We start from the raw sequence: 19,416 nt of genomic DNA, 5'->3' as shown, positions 1-19,416 counted from the left end.
ATGCCATCCGTACACATGCCCTGGACATTACACCGCAACGCCGTTTCCTGTCTTCGGATAACGCTGGCTACCTTTGTCATCTTCGCTTGTATATGCTTGGTTTCAACTCTTTTGGCGCTTAAAGCGTATGATGCGACAATACAGTATACTGTTCGCAGTAATCGTATATTCCTTGAATTGGATACATTCGTTGAGCGTATTCACTTCATGTTTCTTTCCGAACTGTATACGCCTATGCCTTCTTCTGCAGCTTCTTCACAGCAAAAACTTGTGCCGCTGGCCCAATCATTTTACAAGAGTCTCCATGAATTGATCGCCATATCCTCTACCATGCCATATAACGATGTCACGGAACTCGAAGAAATAACTCCTGCTTTTCAATCGTACTTCTTATTTATCAGGGGGATATTCGAGCGCCCCAATCCAGCTGAATACTATCGCAAAGAACAAATTTTCAACTATATTAGAGCGCAAAAAGATGCTTTGGAGGCCCAAATCAAAACGATCGCAACACATATCTCTCACCAGCTCGAAACCCAACGCCTACAATCCCGTGCTCAAGTGCAGACATCCGGGATTGGTCTCGGACTTTCCTGCATATTCATCACTGCAATCAGTGTCCTCCTGAACATTCTCATAAGAAAGCAGCTACAGGCGCAGCATACCCATCTTATTACAGAGCTTTCGCGCATGGTGTCTGCGCCTGCATTTACAGAACCAACGGAATCCGTTCTCTGTGGTGATCCATGCCCTTCTGTCACGCAGGAATACCCCCGCCTCACGGACTCCATTTGTGACGCTATCTGCCGGAAAGAAACGCTACATCAGATCTACACTTTTTCCGATATTGGATTATGGCGAATCGACCCTGAAGGGCGCACGTTAGCGCTCTCTTCCTATTTGGCAAGAATGCTGGGTTATGAAACTTCCGAGCAAGGACAAAAATGTATTCCGGATCATCTCATCGAACGTTTCACCGATCCGACAACCATCCGGCATGCCATCGAGTCCGCACGCACCAACGGTGTTGCGTTTCTCCCTGATGCCTCATTGCGCTGCCGACATGGGAGTATTGTGCGTGTCAAACTTCAAATCATTGCCGTTCACTGTGCCAATGGGAGCTCTCAGGCCTTTGAACTGATCGTGTCCGACAAAACACAGGAATTGCTCGTACAGGCCCTTCAGTCACAACGAGACGCGTCTCAAAAAAATGACGAGACTCGCCGTGCGCTCCTTAATGCGGTGCTCAATACCCTGAGTATGCCAATTTTTCAGTTCACGAAATTAATCGCAAAGTGTAATGCGATCCCCTCCGAGCCCATCCGGAAATATAAAGCTGTGCAACTCGATCAAGCAAGCAAATCGCTGCAGCGTACAATGTTTGCTCTCCATGCATTCATTGGAACGCCGTGTGCCAACATTGTCGGCAATATATCTACCATACGTCCCGAAGAGTTCATACAAACAGTCACAGCGGAGGCTGCAACAATCAGCGGGAGTAAATGCCTTTCTCTTCACACGTCTCTCTCGCCGGACACGCCTGAAACGATCCAAACCAATGCAGAACATCTTCAGTTTATTCTGGAACAACTTGTCGATAATGCCATTCGATACACGGAGAGGGGTTCAGTCCATGTGATCGCTCGGCCTGATGGAGAAGAACATATTGTGTTCGAAGTGTCCGATACCGGATCGGGCATACACGTTAATGACAGCGTTTTATTCAGTGCCTACGCCCATCGGTCATCATTTCCAAAACAGCAAACACATGGTGCAGGCCTGGGATTGGCCATAAGTCGATACTTAGCGAGCATTATGGGAGGCCAACTCTCAAGACATTCCACCTCTGAGCCTGGGAGCTGTTTTCAATTGCGTTTACCGGTTATGCCTCCCTCCGTTCCAACACGTCATGTCTCGTCTCTTCACGATCAAAGCGATATTGGCTGTCTGGAAACACCACGACCTGTTCTGATCGCCGAAGACGACATGATGACACAACACGCTCTTCACGCCATTTTCGAACAAACCGCTCTCGCCATTACGTTTGTTTCCGACGGAAAAGAAGCGCTTGTAGCTTTAGAGTCCGGTGTTTTCGAAATCGCCGTTCTCAATCTGGAAATGCCCGAACTTGATGGCATCGCCGTCGTCAAGGCATTTCGTCAAGCTGAAGGAAAAACAGCTGTAGACGCATTGCCTATCTTCATCACTTCTGCGCATGTTCAAGAAGAATTTCGGCAACGCAGTATTCAAGCTGGCGCCAACGGATACTTGACGAAACCGTTCTCCCCCATGGAACTTATAAAAACGATATCCCAATCCCTTACACGTTCACAAAACCGAGAGCCGTCACCTCACACCAATTGAGCTCCACAGATTGATATAGCTCAGAGAAAAATTTTTATTGAACTCAACCTAGCGGAGAAACGAAATCACTCCCCACACGCTTTATCAAGATACACATACGCTCATATCAATTATGAGAAAATAAATTACAAATTTGTTTCTTCGTTTTAGGCTCGACAAAATTGCCGACACAGCGCATAAACTCAAACAATCTGTCGGCAATGCATCAACTCATATGACGTTTAAAACGTCTTTCGCGACTTTGAATACGAGTTGAGAGGTTAACAACCGTCTATCCTGTAATGAGCTTTATGAATACGTCGTCCCCATCGTCCCTGCACGCCCATCAGGGTAATCACGAAGAGCCTGTTTCGTCAGGACAAGTGCTTCTCATTGATGACGATGAAAGCATTTTTCTCCTTGTCAGCCTGTATCTCGAAGCACAAAATATTGCCCTTCTTCACGCAAAAAACGTGACGCAAGCCATTCGCATGGCCAAGCAAACGCCACCGGATCTCATTTTGCTTGATGTCATGCTTCCTGACGCCAATGGCATTGATTCCATAGAACTCTTTAAATCAGAACGTGTTCTGCGGCGTACGCCTATTGTCGTGTTGACGGCAATTACCGATGTCAAAGAAAAAGTGCGCGCTCTCGACGCTGGTGCCGAAGATTTTCTGCATAAACCGGTTGACGAAGCCGAACTCAAAGCTCGTGTTCGTTCCCTTCTGAAGCTGAAAGCCTATAATGACCACCTTCATGACCATCAGGAACAGCTTGAAGCCGAAGTCGAAAAACGAACCAGCGAATTAAAAGATGCAATCCTTCACCTCGAAAGCGAAATCAGTGAGCGTATTCAGGCTGAAAATGCCTTGAAACGACGCGATGCTATTCTTGAAGCCATTGGCCAGGCCGCCGCAATCTTCCTCCGCAATGCCGACTGGAAGAACCGTCTCCCCGATGTCTTAGAACATCTTCGCGCCGCCACCCATGCCGATCAGGTCGAACTCTACCATCAAAGCGAAGATGCTACCCGTACGCATGATCCATCCCCCCTTCTCGCCGTGTCCGAATCCGACCCATCTCCCGGACACGAGGTATCTTCTCGCATGTTTAAATTAGATAAGGTCTCAACAGCGCTCCAAAACAAGGAGCTTGTCCGCCACGAACTCGATTTTTCAGGCAAGACCGGACACGTCATTATGGCTCCTGTCTTCGTATCATCCACGTGGTGGGGAGCTTTGGCCTTCATTTTCGCCAGCTGCACGACCGATGTCTCACAAGCAGAAGCTGAAGCGCTTCAAACAGCGGCCGATATGTTCGGACATGCTGTCCATCGAAGCACTATGGAAGCCGACCTCTTCGCAGCCAAGGAACTTGCAGAAAAAGCAAATCAAACGAAAACCGAATTTTTAGCCAATATGAGTCACGAACTCCGCACACCACTGAATGGCATCCTTGGGATGAGCCAACTTCTTCAAGACAGCGACCTCAATACGGAGCAGACCGAATTATTGAAAGTTCTCGTTCATTCAGCCGATAACCTGTCGCGACTTGTGGAAGATTTACTTGATCTATCAAGTATTGAAACAGGTAATGTCGCTTTGGACATGCGCTCTTTTAGCCTGCACGACGTGCTCTCTCCGCTGTTTTCCACATTTGAACTGCAATCACAGGAGAAACCATTCACCTTCTCTTTTCACATTGATGATGCTGTTCCCGATGCTCTTGTCGGCGATCCCATCAGATTGGGACAAATTCTTATCAACCTCATCGGTAATGCCTTTAAGTTCACACATAAAGGTCAGGTGGATGTCACCGTTGAAAATGCTGCAATCCAACCGAACAGAGAAGAAGGCGTGGCCTTGACATTCATCATCAAAGACACCGGCATTGGCATTTCGAAAACCAAGCAGGAAACTATTTTTGAGAGCTTCAGCTTTGCCGAAAACTTCATGACCCGTAAATACAAAGGCTCAGGATTGGGGCTGGCCATAGCCAAACGTCTTGCGGAAGCGATGGGAGGAGCCATTACGGTGGAGAGTGAACCCGAAAAAGGATCGGAGTTCCGTTGCACGGTTATATTCTCCGAGCAACGTCCCCTCACCCAGGCTGCAAAGCCATCCCTTGGGGCGAATTTGGAAAATGAACACCCATCCCTCAGCATCTTGCTTGCTGAAGATGATTTGGCGAACAGAGTGACGGCCTCACGCCTGCTCACTCGGATGGGACACCAGGTACAAAGCGTTAAAAACGGTCGTCGAGCCCTCGAAGCGTTGTCAACAGGCAGTTATGATCTCGTCCTTATGGATATTCAGATGCCTGAACTCAACGGAGAAGATACCGCGCGTATCATCCGACAAGGCGACACCCCCGGTATCGATCCCAACATTCCGATCATCGCACTGACTGCTTTTGCCATGGAAAGCGACCGGGTAAAATTTCTTGATGCCGGTATGAATGATTACGTCTCCAAACCATACCGAGCCATGGAACTCTTCAATGCCATTTCGCGCGTCATGGACAAAGCATAACGAAAAGGAATCACCATGGATGTCCACGTCAAATGCTTCGCAACGCTCGCTAGCTACGCACCGCAGGAGGGCATCGTCACGCTTCCTGAAAACGGACGGGTGACAGACCTGCTGTCTTTTTTGCATATTCCTCAGGAGGACGTCACGGTTGTACTCATAAACCAATTTCCAGCCGAATACGCTTCGCCCCTGACCGCAGACGATCACGTCTCCCTTATTCCAGCTGTGACAGGAGGATAATATGCACGACCTCTCTCAAGCCCTGCGAAACGTCGCTCGCCATCAGCAACTTCCAGACGGAGAACCTGTTGAGACGGTCGATGGACCGTCTGTTCAAACCGTGGCGACAACGTTTGGTCTTTCTTTACGTGATGTTGAACTCGCCGCGCTTGCAGCCGATATTGTTCCATTGCGTTATATACGCAATCTCAAAACATACACACGGCAAGACCAACATGCACTCCTCAGCGCGACAGTCGGCCTGGTCGGTTTGGGTGGTCTGGGTGGATATATTCTCGAACTCCTCGCTCGTGCCGGTGTCGGAACGATTTGGGGAGCCGATGGCGATGCGTTCGAGGAATCAAACCTCAACAGACAGCTTCTCAGTCAAAGCGGAGACTTGAGTCGTCCCAAGGCCGAAGCGGCGCGAGATAGAGTACTTTCCATCAATCCATCTGTCACATTTCACGGTGAACCATCCTTTCTCACCGAATCCTCCATGGAAAAGTTTCTTGCCCCGGCCAGTGTTTGTATCGACGCTTTAGGCGGACATGCCGACCGCCCGACACTGTCCCGCGTTGCAACGAATCGCAATCTTCCCCTTGTAACCGGAGCCGTTGCCGGCAATACCGGTTTTGTTGCGACAGTGCTTCCCGGAGAGACCAGCCCATTTTCGTTGTTCTCGGAAGGCAGTGGTTCTTCTGCCGAAGATGTCCTCGGCTGTCAGGCCCCTTCCGTCGCCTTGGTTGCGTCGATCCAAGCCAATGAGGTCTTACGCCTTGTGACTGGAAAGCAAGCGGCACTGGTCGGCAAGGTGCTGGTGATGGACCTCACCGATATGACATTTGAAATCATGCACCTTACAGCATAGTATTATCGACCTTGCCACATTACGCCAACGATGCTTCCAACATCGTTGGCTTGATAGCATTGTTTTCCGTCGTCTTCTGCCCTGCAAAGGCCCAACCGTCTGCTTATGAGAGTTACACATGGATAAACCGTTCTTCCAGGTCGTTTCCGTTGCCCGTTTCACCGAACTACTTGCCGATTTTTCTCCACTCCCGCTTGAAAATATTCCCCTTGAGCATGCACACGGGCGCTTTGTTGGACAATCCATCACGGCTCCCGAAAACCTGCCACAACGAGGCCGTTCGGGTATGGATGGCTATGCCGTGCGCGCTGCCGATGTCTTTGGCGCCAGTGAAGGCAATCCGGCCTATATCGAACTCGCTCAGGAGCTTGATATTCAAGAAATTTCTACAACACCGCTGGCACCTCTCACCTGCGCTCGAATCGTCACCGGTGGCAGCCTGCCCCCCGGAGCCGATGCTGTTGTCATGGTGGAACATACTGAAGATCTTGGAGCGGGAACGATTGAAATGCGTAAGTCACCGGCCCCCGGCGACAACGTCATGCTCCCCGGTGAAGATGTCCGCCAAGGAGACGAGGCCCTTGAAGCTGGCATGCGACTCACTCCAGCCCGCATCGGCCTTTTGGCAGCTTTGGGAATCACACATGTCACCGTTGGAACCAAGCCTGTTGTCGGCATTCTTTCTACGGGAGACGAGCTTGTTCCTATTGATCAGACACCGCCTCCCGGACATATTCGCGATGTCAACACGCATGCGCTATCCTGCATGATCACCGAAGCTGGCGGTATCCCACGCGCTTATGGCCTTGTCCCCGATAATCTTTCCGCCCTGACGGCATCGCTTCAACAGGCCGTGAAAGAATGTGATGTCATCCTTCTATCTGGGGGATCGTCCATTGGAGTACGCGATTTCACACTCGATGCCATCAAATCCTGCTCTGATGCCGAAATTCTGGCTCACGGCATTGCAGTGAGTCCGGGAAAACCAACGATTCTTGGTCGCATTGCCGGCAAAGCCATTCTCGGCCTCCCTGGACAAGTGACATCGGCGCAAGTCGTCTTTTTCATCTTTGTCACTCCTTTCATTCAGTCTCTCGCCGGTCGTCATGATGCACTCACCGCACAACGTCCATCCATTCGGGCAATCATGGCCCGCAACGTTTTTTCCAAGCCGGGCCGACAGGACTATGTTCGAGTTCGCCTCGAAGCACAGCCCAATGCCCTTCCAAAAGCGCATCCCATTCTAGGAAAATCCGGCCTCCTCAAGACCATGCTTGCTGCAGAAGGACTTGTCGTGATTGATGCAGAGAATGAAGGCCTCGACGCGGATATCGAAGTGGATGTGATGATGCTGTAGCGCAGAACGACACGCCCTCATTGTGAAAGAAAGCTTTCCACAACACGAAATAACGCCGTTACCAACGGCGTTTTCGTTTTTTGGTTTTCCGTGGTGCTGGCAATTCATCGGGAATTTCCAAACCATCGAGAGTTAACATTGTCCCGACATATTCGATGGTAGACCAAAATGGCTCGAACAAACCATTCCCGTCAGGAAGCAAACTTTGTTCGATATGTTCTTGAAAACGCTCTGGCGGCAATGTGGATTTAAGTTCAATCAGAACATCGTAAACGGTGCGTCGCATGGCGCACAGATCCGGAGTATTGAGTCCCAGGCGTCGTATTGTTTCGGCAGCGCTAATGTCCTTTGGATTTCGTGGTGCAATTTCACCGGCCGCCGTGACAAGAAATCGATGCTCACACGATCGATCATACGGCGAAACAAACCGTGGTGAATACCAGGCGCCCTTTTTGTGTCCACAACATGCATTTTGCCGCGTCGGTCCCCCATTACAGCTTGCGGCAAGATTACTGTACTTGAGCGTAGAATCCGGAAAGACGGACCGAGGCTTAATATGCTCAATATGCGAACGACGCCGAGAGAGTCTTTTTTCGCAATAACAACAAATACGCCCTTGCTCCCGTCGTAGAGAATCGGCGAGGTCGTCTTTGACCGGCGCATTGTGTGGTAGCGAAAATTCATGCCAATCAGCACCGGGATGACGCCGCTTCCAGTCTTCAAACGATTCAGGTGAAGAAAATTTGCGAATATACTTCATCGCACAGTTCGGGCTCGGGCTTTGATCAGCATATGGGCTTTGAGTAATTCAGGGTCTTCCCCGATCTCCTCGGTCAATTCGTCAAGCATGAGGCCAGCCTCATCAAGCTCTCCCCGCTCAATGCGTAAAAACAATTCACGCAATTTTCCGGCAATTTCCGTCGGACGAGCCGGTGCCGAAAAAATATCTTCAAGAATACGCTCTACGGTCTGCCCATACGACAAATCAGGCGATTCACATTCCACATCGCCATTCTCGTTTTGCCACAACAAAAATACATTCTCGGGTCGAACATGGCTGACCACATAGGGGGAATGGGTGGACAAAAGAAACTGACATTCGGGGAAAGTCTCCAACAAGCGTGGCGCAATCATGCGTTGCCACCCCGGATGCAAATGTAAGTCGAGCTCGTCAATGATTACGATACCGCGGCCAGCCAATGGATTTTCTTCCAAAGGATCGGCAACAGCGAGCCGTCTGGCTAAATCGCCCACCAAGGCAAGTAAACTCTTTTCCCCGACCGATAACTGCTCGATCCGTAATCGCACGCCACATTTTTGCAACGAACCAAGCGACTTCAAGCGGGACGAACACGTTGTGTGCAATTGCGGAAGAAACCCGGCCAAGGCGGCGTGAACAGCTAATAGCTGGCGTTGCGTTTCTGGATCAATGGGGTGCGACGAATCCTGCCCGTTTTCATCCCCACTCACCAAGGCATGATCATAATGGCGCAGCCACGAAAAAAAGGATCGAAAACCAGGAGGATCGGTCAATCGGTTCACGACAGGCTGATCAAGATTGGATGGATGCTTAAGATTGCGGCCAAGAGACACATCAGCCACGGTCCGATGGACGGGGTAGGCGGCAAACAAGGGCAACTTGGTCGCATGCCCCGATCCATTCGTTGCTTTGCGTAATCGTTTCGCCAGCTCATTGAGTTCACGCAAATTGGTGCGTACACAAGGCCGGTGGCACCCTGGTCGAACTTTGACCATGGTCCAGGAAAAGATCTGATCACCATAGCGTGCTTCGAGGCGAAGGCGACAAAAGTCGGCAGTATTGGAGATATCGGCCTCACGCAAGCGCTTTCCCACGGCATTGGGATGACGCTTTCTGGCTGTCAACCACGATAGCATCAGCACGATGGCATCGAGTACAGCGGTCTTGCCCGAGCCGTTGACACCGACAAACACATTGACACGTGGATCAAATTCGAGTGCAAGCGTGGCAATCCCCCGAAATCCTTCCAACTCAAGCCGGACAATGCGCATATCATCCCCCTGTCGTGTCACCCGAAGAAAGAATACCTATAACGTAAAACGACACCGTGGTCGAACAGGGACGTGTATGTACAGCACGCTCCACACACACTTCGCCACAGAAGATTAACCGGTCAAACCGGCATCCTCCAGAGCCATCTCAGCGAGTGCGTTGATCGCGGCTGCGGCCAAATTCGATCCTCCCTTCCGGCCAGCGACCGTAATGAACGACAATGTCGATGCCATCAACAAATCCTTGGACTCTGCCGCATTCACAAAGCCTACGGGCATGCCTACAACAAGCTCAGGTGGAGGTGCGCCAGCGTCGACGCACTCAAGAAGCCGAAGCAATGCGGTCGGCGCATTGCCAATGGCAATAATCTTCGGTCCGGGCAAGGCCATAGCCCGGTCCATGGCTGCTCGAGCCCGCGTGATGCCTTCCATGCGTGCCACCTCGGCGACCTCCGGATCAGACATGAAACAGACCACACGCACTCCAAACGGATCAAGTCGACGACGTGTCATCCCGGCCCGAGCCATTTCGGTATCGGTTATCAACGTCGCCCCGTTTCGTATGGCTTCAACACCTCGCGTAACGGCGTCAGGATGAAAATGCAGGGTGTTCAGAATATCGAAATCCGCGCTCGTGTGTACAAGTCGTCGAGCAACAATCCAAGCTCGACCACTGAAAGGTCGCGGCGTTGGGGCTTCAGCCTCGATAATGGCCATGGAAGCACGTTCAATATCGGTCGGAGTTGACGCTTCGTGGAGACGAAAAGACGAGGTATTTTTTTGCTGTTCATTCACAATAAACTCGATGCGCTAACGGTTTTAAGGAAAAAACACGGGAAAAACGGACACCATTTAGGTTAAACATGCATCATTTTTTCATCAGAAAAATACTGTAGTACGAATCTTCACGTAATTGCCACATTGATTGAGTAGTTGGCAAAGATCAGTGCCGCATCACGAATAAAAACACGCAGTGATTTATACCCTGTTCATGACCTTGTGTAACACATTTTGTACACGCACTCATAAACTCGAAAGTCTCACAAAAGAGTAATGACCATTAACCTTACAGCCAGGCCGGAATCAATTTCTACCATGTCCGATCGTAGCTCTATGACCGAAGATTATTCATCAAGGCGTACGGTCACGACGTCTCCACGCCTCAAAACGCTCCTGGAATCTGACATGGAGATACTGCGTATCACTATGCTGACATCGATGCGTTTTGCACAACAATCCATCCGGCTGGCCATTCGGGCGATAACAAACCGTGATACCCGGCTGGCTCGCCAAGTTCTTGTGGGAGACAAAGAAATCGATCGACGAGAAATCGGCATCGATGCCATGGTTCTGCGTCTGCTCGCTCTTCATCAGCCTGTTGCTCGTGATTTGCGATACATTGTCGGAAGCATGCGAATCAGCGGCAATATCGAACGCATGGGCGACGAAGCCGTCAATATTGCCAGACGCGTTGATGAATTCAATAGCATGGGCATCTTTTCCTTGCCCGAACCCTTGATTGAACTGTCACAGCTTGCCCAGTCTCTCGTTCAAAAAGCTATCACGGCCTTTTCCGATCTCGATATAAACCTTGCAGAAACAATCGGTGACCAGAACGACGATGCCATCAATCTCAATGTGCGCCTCTTTCGAGAAATGCTCAACGATAATCCACGCAACCCGCGCCAGCTTGAGCGGGCTGTTGTGATTTCCTTCCTGACGCACAATATCAAACGCGTATGCGACCAAGCAGAGAACATCGGTGAAAGTGTCATTTTCATCAAAAAAGGAGTCAACTGCAAGCATACGGTCATATAGCAAAAGATATCCTTGCACATCCTCGCGGCGTCAGACATCGATTTTACATGCGTATAGTGACATGGCCGTCCATCCCGACAGGAGACATGCACCGTGGTTTGACGTTCGCACGCCCTGCGGATACCGAGTCGGGAATTGCCATTGCTGACAAGATGCGGCACACTCTTTTCCACGTCTAAAGGCAAGACCGTATTCCACGCATTCTCGATATCTTTTCCAACCGGAGGCGTCTCCCCCCTATGGACCCGACTTTAGAGTGGCTCAACACCACGCTCGACCCGTTTCTTATTGCTCCATTCCGTCTTGCTCTGGAATGGACAGGACAATCCATGCCATCGTTTCTTTTCGGTCTGACGGTGCTTGCCGCCGTTGCCACGTTGATGGGCGAAATAAGTATGGGAATTGTCTATCTCCTCAATCGGAAGCATTATCGTACCATCAATGAAGAGATGATTTCTCATCATAATCTGAGTATTCAAGCGATCGCCCAAAAAGACAAGCAGAGTTACAAGGCATGTAACCGCGTGGCAAATGAAGCTTTTGGCCTCAGTTTTTTTTCCAAAGCAGCCTTGTTCGCGGCGTCTCTCTGGCCTGTCCCTGTGGCTATGGGATGGCTCAGCTATCGCTTCGACGACATCGGTTTTGCATTGCCGTTTTCCGTTCCATACGTTGGCTCCGAGGTTGGTTTTGCCGCTTTTTTTATCCCGTTGTACGTTGTCATTCGCATTGGCTTCGCTTTGATGAAAAAACGACTCCCACTGTTTCGTTCTCTCGAAGAATTCATTCGTAAGAACGAAGAACCGAGCGAGCCGGTCATGTCTTGGAGCGACCTCGGCGTCAAGGCTCCGTCGACGCCGTCCGAACCTTCTTCTCCCGCCAGCCACTCTCCGTCACAGTCTTGACCGATTGTGCTGGCATGGTATCATAACCATATACTACTGCTTTTCCGATACGGAGCGTCCATAATGCGAACAGTAATTTCCCGTCCATCGTTTTTAGCCCGGTCTCACTCGTTCCTGCTTGTCTGCGTCATGATCTTCACCATGCTGGCAAGCCCTCTTACGGTCTCTGCGCAGACCATTTCCGGCAAAGGCGATGCGTTTATGGATTTTTATTCAAAATTCATGCGGGAACTCAAAGAACAACGCACGCATCTGAAAAGTCTGAGGTCAAAATACCAACAGGTCAACGACATCACGTTACTTCAAGCAGCGGACCAGCTTATTGAAATCAATCAAGAGATCATCCAGCTCGCTGAAACTATTCAGGATCTCTTTTTTCTCTGGATTCTGTGCAACTGCCAGAATCCCAACGCAAAACGCTTCATTTATGAGCGCATGATTGATTTGCGGACGTATTCCAGCAAACAGCTTGAACGAATACAAGATGTCGAAGAGAGCTTAATTCGCTATGGCTTTCAAAATATTCTTATTTTCGACGACGTGAAACGATTGCAGGGTAAAGTCCAGACATTGATTCGTGCCATAGACATCAACAATTCCAATTTTCGTTAATATAATGTTGGCCTCCTTTTTGCTTTGTTTTTGGTAATGATTCAGCAAACAGCGAACCTCCGAAGGAGGAACCTCCATGCACATGATTAACAATACGCCCCAAAACGGTATTATTAGCTGCCCTGGTTGTGGAACAAAGTTGCGTTTACCCGAGGGCATTGGCGGCATGACCATGGCCTGCCCCGAGTGCGGGCAATCCATGGGAACCCCATTTAAACTCGGCAGGAAAAGAGCCTCTCAGGGCAGCGCGCCCCAAGGCGTCGCGTCCCAAAAGATCGCCTGTCTTGTTTCGAGAATTAAAATGATCGTTTAGCGATGCTCTGCTCATGGACGGCATCTTCATTCACGATGGCGGCCGACCATTGCCTGTATCAAGTATTCCGGGGCATTGCCCCTCTGAGAAGCCACCATGCAACGTATCCCCTTTCCTTTTCGCCCCTTGCACACAGCCGGTCGTTTCGGTGAAATTCTCTCTATTCTCATTAAATACGGATTTGACGATGTCGCGGAGAACCTTGGGTTCAAGCGGCTCAAATTTTTCAATAAAAAACAGAGTGTAGCGGAGCATCATACCACCTGGCAAAAACTGCGCCTTGCGGTGGAAGAGCTTGGGCCGACGACAATCAAAATCGGGCAGCTGCTGTCCATGCGGCCCGACCTTATTCCTATAAAGCTCTGTGACGAATTCAAGCGTCTTCAGGAAGATGTCTATCAAGAAACGTATGACGATATGGTCAAGGTCGTTGAGAGTTCACTTGGGCAGCCTCTCAGCGAAATGTTTGCTGTTTTCGATCGGACTCCAACAGCTGCGGCCTCCTTGTCACAGGTGCATCGAGGGGTTCTCCTCAACGGCAAGGAAGTCGCCGTAAAAATCAAACGTCCGGATATAGATGGGCGCATCATGTCCGACCTTGATATCCTCGAAACTATGGCCGGCATTCTTCACGAACGCATTGAAGCGTTCAAGCCGATCGACCTGCCAGCCGTTGTTGCAGAATTACGCAAAACCCTGACGCGTGAACTTGATTTTACGAATGAAACGCGAAGTATCATCCTCTTCAATACGTTTTTCAAAGACGAACCACGCATTTTCGCTCCCGCCGTCCATGAAACATGGTGTACCGAAGATGTCCTTGTCATGGACTTTATCACTGGAAGTCGTATCGACACGTTCGATGGTGATGAGCAGCAACGCAAAGCCATTGCCGAAATCGGTCTTGATGCAGCCGTCAAGCAATTGCTTGAACTCGGCTTCTTTCACGCCGATCCCCACATGGGAAACATTCGTATCGTAGACAAAACCCGTATTTGTTATTTGGATTGGGGTATGGTCGGCCGGTTGACGACAGAAATGCGTTCAGCGTTAATCGATTATATTCTTGCCCTTACGCAAAACGACAGCAAGAAAATCGCCACCGTGGCCATTACCATGGCTGCCGTGTCTCCTCCACTGGTTGATTTCCAGCGGTTACAAACCGATATCATGTTCGCTTTAGACAAGATTCAGGCACCGCTAGAAGGACAAATCAACTTGGGGAGATTTTTGCTCGATTTGACCGTTCTTTGCCGAAATCATGGTATATTTCTGCGTTCCGACTATATTCTCATGGCGCGAGCCTTGATTTCCATTGAGGCTGTCGGACGAACAGTCTTTCCCGAGTTCGACGCTATAGGGCGTCTGAAGCCCGTCGCCGCTCGCTATCTTGCCAGGCGGTATTCGCTTTTTTCTTCAGACAAACCGCTATTCGGTGACATTGAAGAAACCATTCGAACCGTCGGGCGATTGCCGATCGCCGTTGATCATGTGTTGAAACTCATCGAGACCGGCAATCTCACCATGCATGTCGTTCCCAAAGATCAGCCTGCGTTTTTCGACATTCTTCGGCGTGTCGGAAACCGCGTCGCTTCGGCTCTCATCATGGCCGGCCTCATTATTGGCTCGTCCATGATCGTCACGTCGAACACGGGGCCGCATTACAACAATATTCCGATCTTTGGCCTTGTCGGTTTCACGATCTCCGGCCTTGTCGGCTTCGTTATGGCCATCAATATTTTCTTTCGAGGGAAATAAAGTCTGGAGCGGGGAGAGAAAAGACCGTCAGGAGGTCCACCAATCGTTCCTCCTGACGCCACAAAACAAAGTTATCGGCGAACCTCTTCTTTGAAGTCGTCTATCCAATAAATATTGTCGGCACGCGACTGAAGCTCTGTGGACACTCCGACATTAAACACAAGCAATTCAATACGCTTGCCTTTCTCAGACAAATACTCGACAGCATCAATGAGATCGCCATCGCCCGACGACAAAACCAGCGTATCATACAGATCGGCATGGGTGAGCGCCAGTGTGGCGATACCGACATCAACGCCTTTCTGTTGTTGTCTGGAAAGTTGATGTTTGGGATCATTTGGGCATTCCAAACGAACCATTTCATTGCATGTCCCACAATAAATTCGATCGACTCGCTGGGTTCTGAGCGGATAGAGTTTCGTTATTATTTTGGGTCCATTTGGTGGTGCACTCCGCAACCAATTGTGAAAATTATCCTGGACATCACTCGTCGCATTGGGAGTGGCGTTCAGATAATAAGCACGCCAAACATCACCCGTCTCTTCCAGCTTCACACGCAATTTCAGATAATCAATACTGTAATCGCCGGGAATGGACCGTTGTGCCATAAACAAATAACCGGCATCGATGAGCCATAGTCTTCGTGAACTCATTTATCCTCACATCATATCGAGATTTAAGAAGTCATCTCCGTCCAAACAACCCGGACGGAATAGGGTAGTCTTCCAGATAGCACGGAATGCGTCAATGGCTACCACCAATCTCTTCGGCGCCTTCATCTGAAGAGGCCTCCTTGGACTCGGTGTCATCATGGATAGCGCGAGCTCGAATACGCTGAATTTGCACGCCTTTTCGAGAGATAATTTCAAACTCCACGCCATGAATCCGAAACGGTTTTTCAAGATTGCTCACGTCGTCTTGGTAGGCTTGAACAAGCCCTGAAAGCGTCTTGACTCGATTGAATCGATGGTCGGTAGGCGGAGGAACACCAAGCATTTCAAACACATCTTCAAGCAATGCCCGGCCTTCGAAAACCCAAAAACCTTTGGCTTCACGTCGAACCAAAGCAGGCGCTTCACCAGGCTCGCGAATTTCACCAACAAGCGCTTCAAGAATATCTTTAATGGTCACAATACCGACAACATTGCCACCCGCATCAACAACCAGCGCCATGGATTCGCCTTCACGCTTGAAAATACGCAGCAACTCCAGAGCCCGGCTTTCCTTTTTGACCACAATCGGCTCATCGGCCAGTTCGCGAAGGGGAAGGGGCCACTGCTCACGCATGGCGTGAAGTATTCTCTTCACGTGAATGACACCATACATGCGACTGAAATCACGTTTGGCAAGGGGGTAATGTGAAAAGTTACCGGCATGAATCACGGCGAGGATACGATCCGGTTCATCATTCGGATCAATGACGGCAACATCGACAGCCGGTGTCATGAGAGAGGACACACTGCGGTCACCGAACCGGATCACCCGATAAATCATGTCCCGCTCTTCATCTTCAAAGACACCGTGCAGACGTGCCTCCTCGACCAATGACTTGATATCTTCATCACTGATAGGCCGAGCCGGTACGTGATGCAGGCCAAGAATGCGAATGCACGCGACCACACAGGCGGTCAACACGGACACTGCCGGTTTGAATATTGCTGCCACCAGGGCAATTGCCGGAGCCACCCCCTTGGCGGTGCGTTCGGGAGCAGCAAGAGCTATCCGTTTAGGAACAAGTTCTCCGAAAAGTAACGTCAGAAAGGTAATAACAGCGACAATAATGCCAATAGACAAGCTGCGCGCGTACGGTTCAAGCCAGTCAAGACGAGCAAATACCATGGCGAATTTCGATGCCATGGTAGCCCCACTGAAGACGCCGGCCAAGATGCCGACCATGGTAATACCGATTTGAATGGAGGACAAAAATCGATCCATGTCCGCTTGTAGTCGGACGACGAGTCGAGCCCGTCGATTCCCCTCCTCTGCTTGGCGTTTGAGGGCATGCTTGCGTGCAGTCAAAACGGCCAATTCCGACAACGCAAAAAAGCCGTTCACCCCAATAAGCAATATAATAGCAATCAGTTCCAATCCAATGGAATGCACACGCCACCTTTGTCCTCACATTTACACGCCCGCACCAAAGCGAGGCTGGGCATAGCGTTCCCAAAAATCGACAGCCTGCGCTTCGGAATCGGCTTCGTTGGTCATTCCCATATCCATAAGACGCGTCACGCCAAGCAACGCACCAAGCACATATAATGCATCAAAACATACCGGAGCGGGTTGGCGGCTCAAGTTGGCCTGAAGCATATCCGAACAGGTGGTCAGCGCAAACCCCATGCGTTCAAGAATGAGTTGCATGAAATGCAGGCGCAAGAGACGCTTATCATAATCGGCTCCACCGCCTTTGAACCGAAAAAAGATATAATTTGTCTGCTCGCTTTCATCGTTCTCTGAGCGGATCAAAGCGTCGACTACCGCAAAGTGATACCCAAAGCGCACAAGTAAATGAACATATTCAGAAGCAACCAACGCAAGACTGGATAGGGCCTTTCTATCGATGAATCCAGCCGAAACGCGGTCGAATTCGGTCCAATCAAGATGATCCAGTTTGGACGGCCACACAATATCCTTATGCGTCAGCCCCTGCCACAACATATGCATCGGACGACTAACAATATCTTCAGGCACAAGGTGTTTTGCCGAAGCAGACTCGGCACGAATACCGTCATCAAGATCGAGCAAATACAGGGATAACGGAATTGATGACACAAGACGCTTTGATTTTCGGATGCCACGACCAGCGCGCTCCCCAAGACCGGTCATTTCATTCACAGCTTTTTCATGACAAAACCGGATGGCATCATGCGGGCTGGTAATATGGTCCACGGTAAAATTCTCCGCGGTGGGATCGGTAAGCGTCAAGGGGGAAGCAAATTGGAGCAACGTAGCGAGATGTCGAGAAAAAGCAACATCCGAGTCTCGTTCCGCGGTTTTCACGACGTTTTTGGGAAGAGAGCCATTGAAAAGAATCCCACGCGAAGCGTCAAGCACGACCTCATGACCGAGCAGCGCCTGGACAGCGTGCGAAGTCAGAGAACACTCACGAGGCAATATCGCTACGGGTAAGCCGAATTCTCTGGCGACGGACGCAAAATGGCTGGCCCGACTTCCTGTTTGCGCACAAACGGCAGAGAGACGTTCCAACGCACCAGCTAATTGTGGAGACAACGTCGGCGCAAACAGCACCGACCCTGGCGGAACATCGTCGGCATTGGCTCGCGTTCCCAAAAGAACAGCTTTTCCCGCGCCGACACCGGGACTGATGGTTTCCAGTCCGCTTGCCACCGTTGGAAGTCGGTCCAACTCTTCTTCATAGTTCTGTGTCTTGTCCGCCAGATGAACAGGTCGCGATTGCAGAATATACAAATGTCCCGACCGGTCCCGACACCACTCCACATCTTGTGGTTCGCCAAAATATGCTTCCAACGCCATGCCATATTCCAGCAAAATCTCGCGATCGGAACGCGCCGGAAGGCACGAAAGGTGATCAGGACCGTTTTCAGCATCAAGCCGACATTCCAACTCGGCACGAGTCTTTCGATCAAAAAACAAGACATCGGCTCGTGCACCGCCATCAACAAGAATTTCTCCATGGCCAGGCACAGAAAACAACGCCATTCGGTTCTTCTCAGGCTCCGCCGGGTCAAGTGTATACAACACTCCACCGATATCGGTGTCGATCATACGCATCACCAACGAGGCCATGGGTGTCTGGCAATCAAGCAAACCATGGCGAATACGGTATGAAATGGCCTTGGAACAATATTTACTGGCAAGAACGGTTTTATAGGCCCACTCAATGTCATCCGAGGCCACATCAAGCACGGTTTCATATTGGCCTGCGAAGCTCACTTGTCCGTCTTCACCAAAGGCGCTTGAACGAACGGCAAAGGTAACTCCCTCGCCAAAAACTTCTACCATGCGGCTCACACGCTCTTCAATGTCTTCAAGAATCGCCGAAGGGACATGACCGCGTAAAATCATTTTTTGTAAATTATTAGCCAAGCCAGCGACATCGCGTGGTCGATCCATAAGATGCATTTTTGCCAACATTTCATCGACAGGCTTACGCAATCCATTCTCTTCAATAAATGCGGCAAATGCATTTGTTGTAATAACAAATCCTTCAGGAACAGGCAGATCAAGATCACGCGTCAACCGGGCAACATGCTCGGCTTTCCCACCAGCCAGGCGCGATGCTGCACGAATATCGGACAAATCCAGTGTATATGGAGGGCTAGCCGAATCTCCAGAACATGGCAACGTGGCCAAATTGCCAAGCTCACGAGCCAAACTGGCGGCTTTTGCAACAATACCGGGATAGCGTCCCGGAGCCAGGTCGCGTAGCGATCGGGCCAGACGCACGACAGCCTGACCAAGCTCCCGGGCTTGCTCCGGAATACACGCCGCATCCATAACATAGGGAGCATGTGCCGCCATTTCCATTTCCGAGAGCAACGTCAGAGCCTGCCGATCATGCTCCAACACATCTAAAAAAATGGAGTATGCTTCACGGACACTTTTGTCCGGCGTGAACACGCGATCAGTCAACCGTTTGACCAACGATTTCATCATGTGCTCCTCTCCCACCGCAA

General features: G+C 50.3%; 16 protein-coding genes. 10 read left to right on the top strand and 6 right to left on the bottom strand.

The window, feature by feature from the left end:
* From G451_RS0100685 to G451_RS0100665, 5 genes are all read left to right on the top strand, one after another.
* On the top strand, window positions 1-2,364 hold the full coding sequence (locus G451_RS0100685) for a hybrid sensor histidine kinase/response regulator (RefSeq protein WP_027182755.1): 2,364 nt from the start codon (window positions 1-3) through the stop codon (window positions 2,362-2,364).
* Window positions 2,365-2,654: 290 nt separating this feature from the next.
* A complete protein-coding gene (locus G451_RS32050; RefSeq protein ID WP_051260979.1) occupies window positions 2,655-4,877 on the top strand; it encodes a response regulator in 2,223 nt (740 codons plus the stop codon).
* Window positions 4,878-4,892: 15 nt separating this feature from the next.
* Window positions 4,893-5,117 carry a MoaD/ThiS family protein gene (locus tag G451_RS0100675; protein WP_027182754.1) on the top strand — a complete coding sequence of 75 codons (225 nt, stop codon included), beginning with the start codon at window positions 4,893-4,895 and terminating at the stop codon, window positions 5,115-5,117.
* A 1-nt stretch (window position 5,118) separates the two neighbouring features.
* Complete coding sequence (locus G451_RS0100670) at window positions 5,119-5,967, top strand: HesA/MoeB/ThiF family protein (RefSeq protein WP_027182753.1); 849 nt, start codon at window positions 5,119-5,121, stop codon at window positions 5,965-5,967.
* Between the two features lie 118 nt (window positions 5,968-6,085).
* Complete coding sequence (locus G451_RS0100665; protein ID WP_027182752.1) at window positions 6,086-7,324, top strand: molybdopterin molybdotransferase MoeA; 1,239 nt, start codon at window positions 6,086-6,088, stop codon at window positions 7,322-7,324.
* A gap of 58 nt (window positions 7,325-7,382) precedes the next feature.
* Here G451_RS0100665 and G451_RS26725 read toward each other — a convergent pair whose 3' ends face one another.
* From G451_RS26725 to G451_RS0100650, 3 genes are all read right to left on the bottom strand, one after another.
* Entirely contained in the window at window positions 7,383-8,084 is a 702-nt protein-coding gene (locus G451_RS26725; protein ID WP_051260978.1) for a retron system putative HNH endonuclease, read from the bottom strand.
* Window positions 8,081-9,355: an AAA family ATPase gene (locus G451_RS0100655; protein ID WP_027182751.1), complete on the bottom strand. Its 1,275-nt coding sequence runs from the start codon at window positions 9,353-9,355 to the stop codon at window positions 8,081-8,083. Before G451_RS0100655 ends, G451_RS26725 begins: the two co-directional genes overlap by 4 nt.
* A 114-nt stretch (window positions 9,356-9,469) precedes the next feature.
* A complete protein-coding gene (locus G451_RS0100650) occupies window positions 9,470-10,150 on the bottom strand; it encodes a precorrin-8X methylmutase (RefSeq protein WP_245587748.1) in 681 nt (226 codons plus the stop codon).
* A 300-nt stretch (window positions 10,151-10,450) separates the two neighbouring features.
* Between G451_RS0100650 and phoU the strand changes: the two genes are divergently transcribed.
* The 5 genes from phoU to G451_RS0100625 all read left to right on the top strand — a co-directional run bounded on the left by phoU (window position 10,451) and on the right by G451_RS0100625 (window position 14,758).
* Entirely contained in the window at window positions 10,451-11,173 is a 723-nt protein-coding gene (phoU, locus tag G451_RS0100645; protein ID WP_169727800.1) for a phosphate signaling complex protein PhoU, read from the top strand.
* A gap of 239 nt (window positions 11,174-11,412) precedes the next feature.
* Window positions 11,413-12,075 carry a hypothetical protein gene (locus tag G451_RS26720; RefSeq protein WP_051260976.1) on the top strand — a complete coding sequence of 221 codons (663 nt, stop codon included), beginning with the start codon at window positions 11,413-11,415 and terminating at the stop codon, window positions 12,073-12,075.
* A gap of 63 nt (window positions 12,076-12,138) precedes the next feature.
* Window positions 12,139-12,687, top strand: a complete 549-nt coding sequence (locus G451_RS0100635; RefSeq protein ID WP_027182748.1) for a hypothetical protein — start codon at window positions 12,139-12,141, stop codon at window positions 12,685-12,687.
* A 76-nt stretch (window positions 12,688-12,763) separates the two neighbouring features.
* Window positions 12,764-13,000 carry a hypothetical protein gene (locus tag G451_RS26715; RefSeq protein ID WP_034640117.1) on the top strand — a complete coding sequence of 79 codons (237 nt, stop codon included), beginning with the start codon at window positions 12,764-12,766 and terminating at the stop codon, window positions 12,998-13,000.
* Between the two features lie 96 nt (window positions 13,001-13,096).
* Window positions 13,097-14,758 carry an ABC1 kinase family protein gene (locus tag G451_RS0100625; protein WP_034640116.1) on the top strand — a complete coding sequence of 554 codons (1,662 nt, stop codon included), beginning with the start codon at window positions 13,097-13,099 and terminating at the stop codon, window positions 14,756-14,758.
* A 71-nt stretch (window positions 14,759-14,829) separates the two neighbouring features.
* On the opposite strand, the gene G451_RS0100620 is transcribed toward G451_RS0100625, so the two are convergent.
* The 3 genes from G451_RS0100620 to G451_RS32045 form a co-directional block, all read right to left on the bottom strand.
* Window positions 14,830-15,411, bottom strand: a complete 582-nt coding sequence (locus tag G451_RS0100620) for a LabA-like NYN domain-containing protein (RefSeq protein WP_027182746.1) — start codon at window positions 15,409-15,411, stop codon at window positions 14,830-14,832.
* 91 nt (window positions 15,412-15,502) lie between these two features.
* Window positions 15,503-16,861, bottom strand: a complete 1,359-nt coding sequence (locus tag G451_RS0100615) for a hemolysin family protein (protein ID WP_027182745.1) — start codon at window positions 16,859-16,861, stop codon at window positions 15,503-15,505.
* A 21-nt stretch (window positions 16,862-16,882) separates the two neighbouring features.
* A complete protein-coding gene (locus G451_RS32045) occupies window positions 16,883-19,396 on the bottom strand; it encodes a PEP/pyruvate-binding domain-containing protein (RefSeq protein WP_027182744.1) in 2,514 nt (837 codons plus the stop codon).
* Between the last annotated feature and the right edge of the window lie 20 nt (window positions 19,397-19,416).

Source organism: Desulfovibrio inopinatus DSM 10711 (assembly GCF_000429305.1).
Classification (GTDB): Bacteria; Desulfobacterota; Desulfovibrionia; order Desulfovibrionales; family Desulfovibrionaceae; genus Alteridesulfovibrio; species Alteridesulfovibrio inopinatus.
Note: the sequence above shows the minus strand (reverse complement) of the source record. Positions and strands in the feature narration are given on the sequence as shown.

What these genes read in the sequence shown, in the direction of transcription:
- G451_RS0100685 (WP_027182755.1), top strand. Translation starts at nt 1, where the DNA reads ATGCCATCCGTACACATGCCCTGGACATTACACCGCAACGCCGTTTCC.
- G451_RS32050 (WP_051260979.1), top strand. Translation starts at nt 2,655, where the DNA reads ATGAATACGTCGTCCCCATCGTCCCTGCACGCCCATCAGGGTAATCAC.
- G451_RS0100675 (WP_027182754.1), top strand. Translation starts at nt 4,893, where the DNA reads ATGGATGTCCACGTCAAATGCTTCGCAACGCTCGCTAGCTACGCACCG.
- G451_RS0100670 (WP_027182753.1), top strand. Translation starts at nt 5,119, where the DNA reads ATGCACGACCTCTCTCAAGCCCTGCGAAACGTCGCTCGCCATCAGCAA.
- G451_RS0100665 (WP_027182752.1), top strand. Translation starts at nt 6,086, where the DNA reads ATGGATAAACCGTTCTTCCAGGTCGTTTCCGTTGCCCGTTTCACCGAA.
- G451_RS26725 (WP_051260978.1), bottom strand. Translation starts at nt 8,084, where the DNA reads ATGAAGTATATTCGCAAATTTTCTTCACCTGAATCGTTTGAAGACTGG.
- G451_RS0100655 (WP_027182751.1), bottom strand. Translation starts at nt 9,355, where the DNA reads ATGCGCATTGTCCGGCTTGAGTTGGAAGGATTTCGGGGGATTGCCACG.
- phoU (WP_169727800.1), top strand. Translation starts at nt 10,451, where the DNA reads ATGTCCGATCGTAGCTCTATGACCGAAGATTATTCATCAAGGCGTACG.
- G451_RS26720 (WP_051260976.1), top strand. Translation starts at nt 11,413, where the DNA reads ATGGACCCGACTTTAGAGTGGCTCAACACCACGCTCGACCCGTTTCTT.
- G451_RS0100635 (WP_027182748.1), top strand. Translation starts at nt 12,139, where the DNA reads ATGCGAACAGTAATTTCCCGTCCATCGTTTTTAGCCCGGTCTCACTCG.
- G451_RS26715 (WP_034640117.1), top strand. Translation starts at nt 12,764, where the DNA reads ATGCACATGATTAACAATACGCCCCAAAACGGTATTATTAGCTGCCCT.
- G451_RS0100625 (WP_034640116.1), top strand. Translation starts at nt 13,097, where the DNA reads ATGCAACGTATCCCCTTTCCTTTTCGCCCCTTGCACACAGCCGGTCGT.
- G451_RS0100620 (WP_027182746.1), bottom strand. Translation starts at nt 15,411, where the DNA reads ATGAGTTCACGAAGACTATGGCTCATCGATGCCGGTTATTTGTTTATG.
- G451_RS32045 (WP_027182744.1), bottom strand. Translation starts at nt 19,396, where the DNA reads ATGATGAAATCGTTGGTCAAACGGTTGACTGATCGCGTGTTCACGCCG.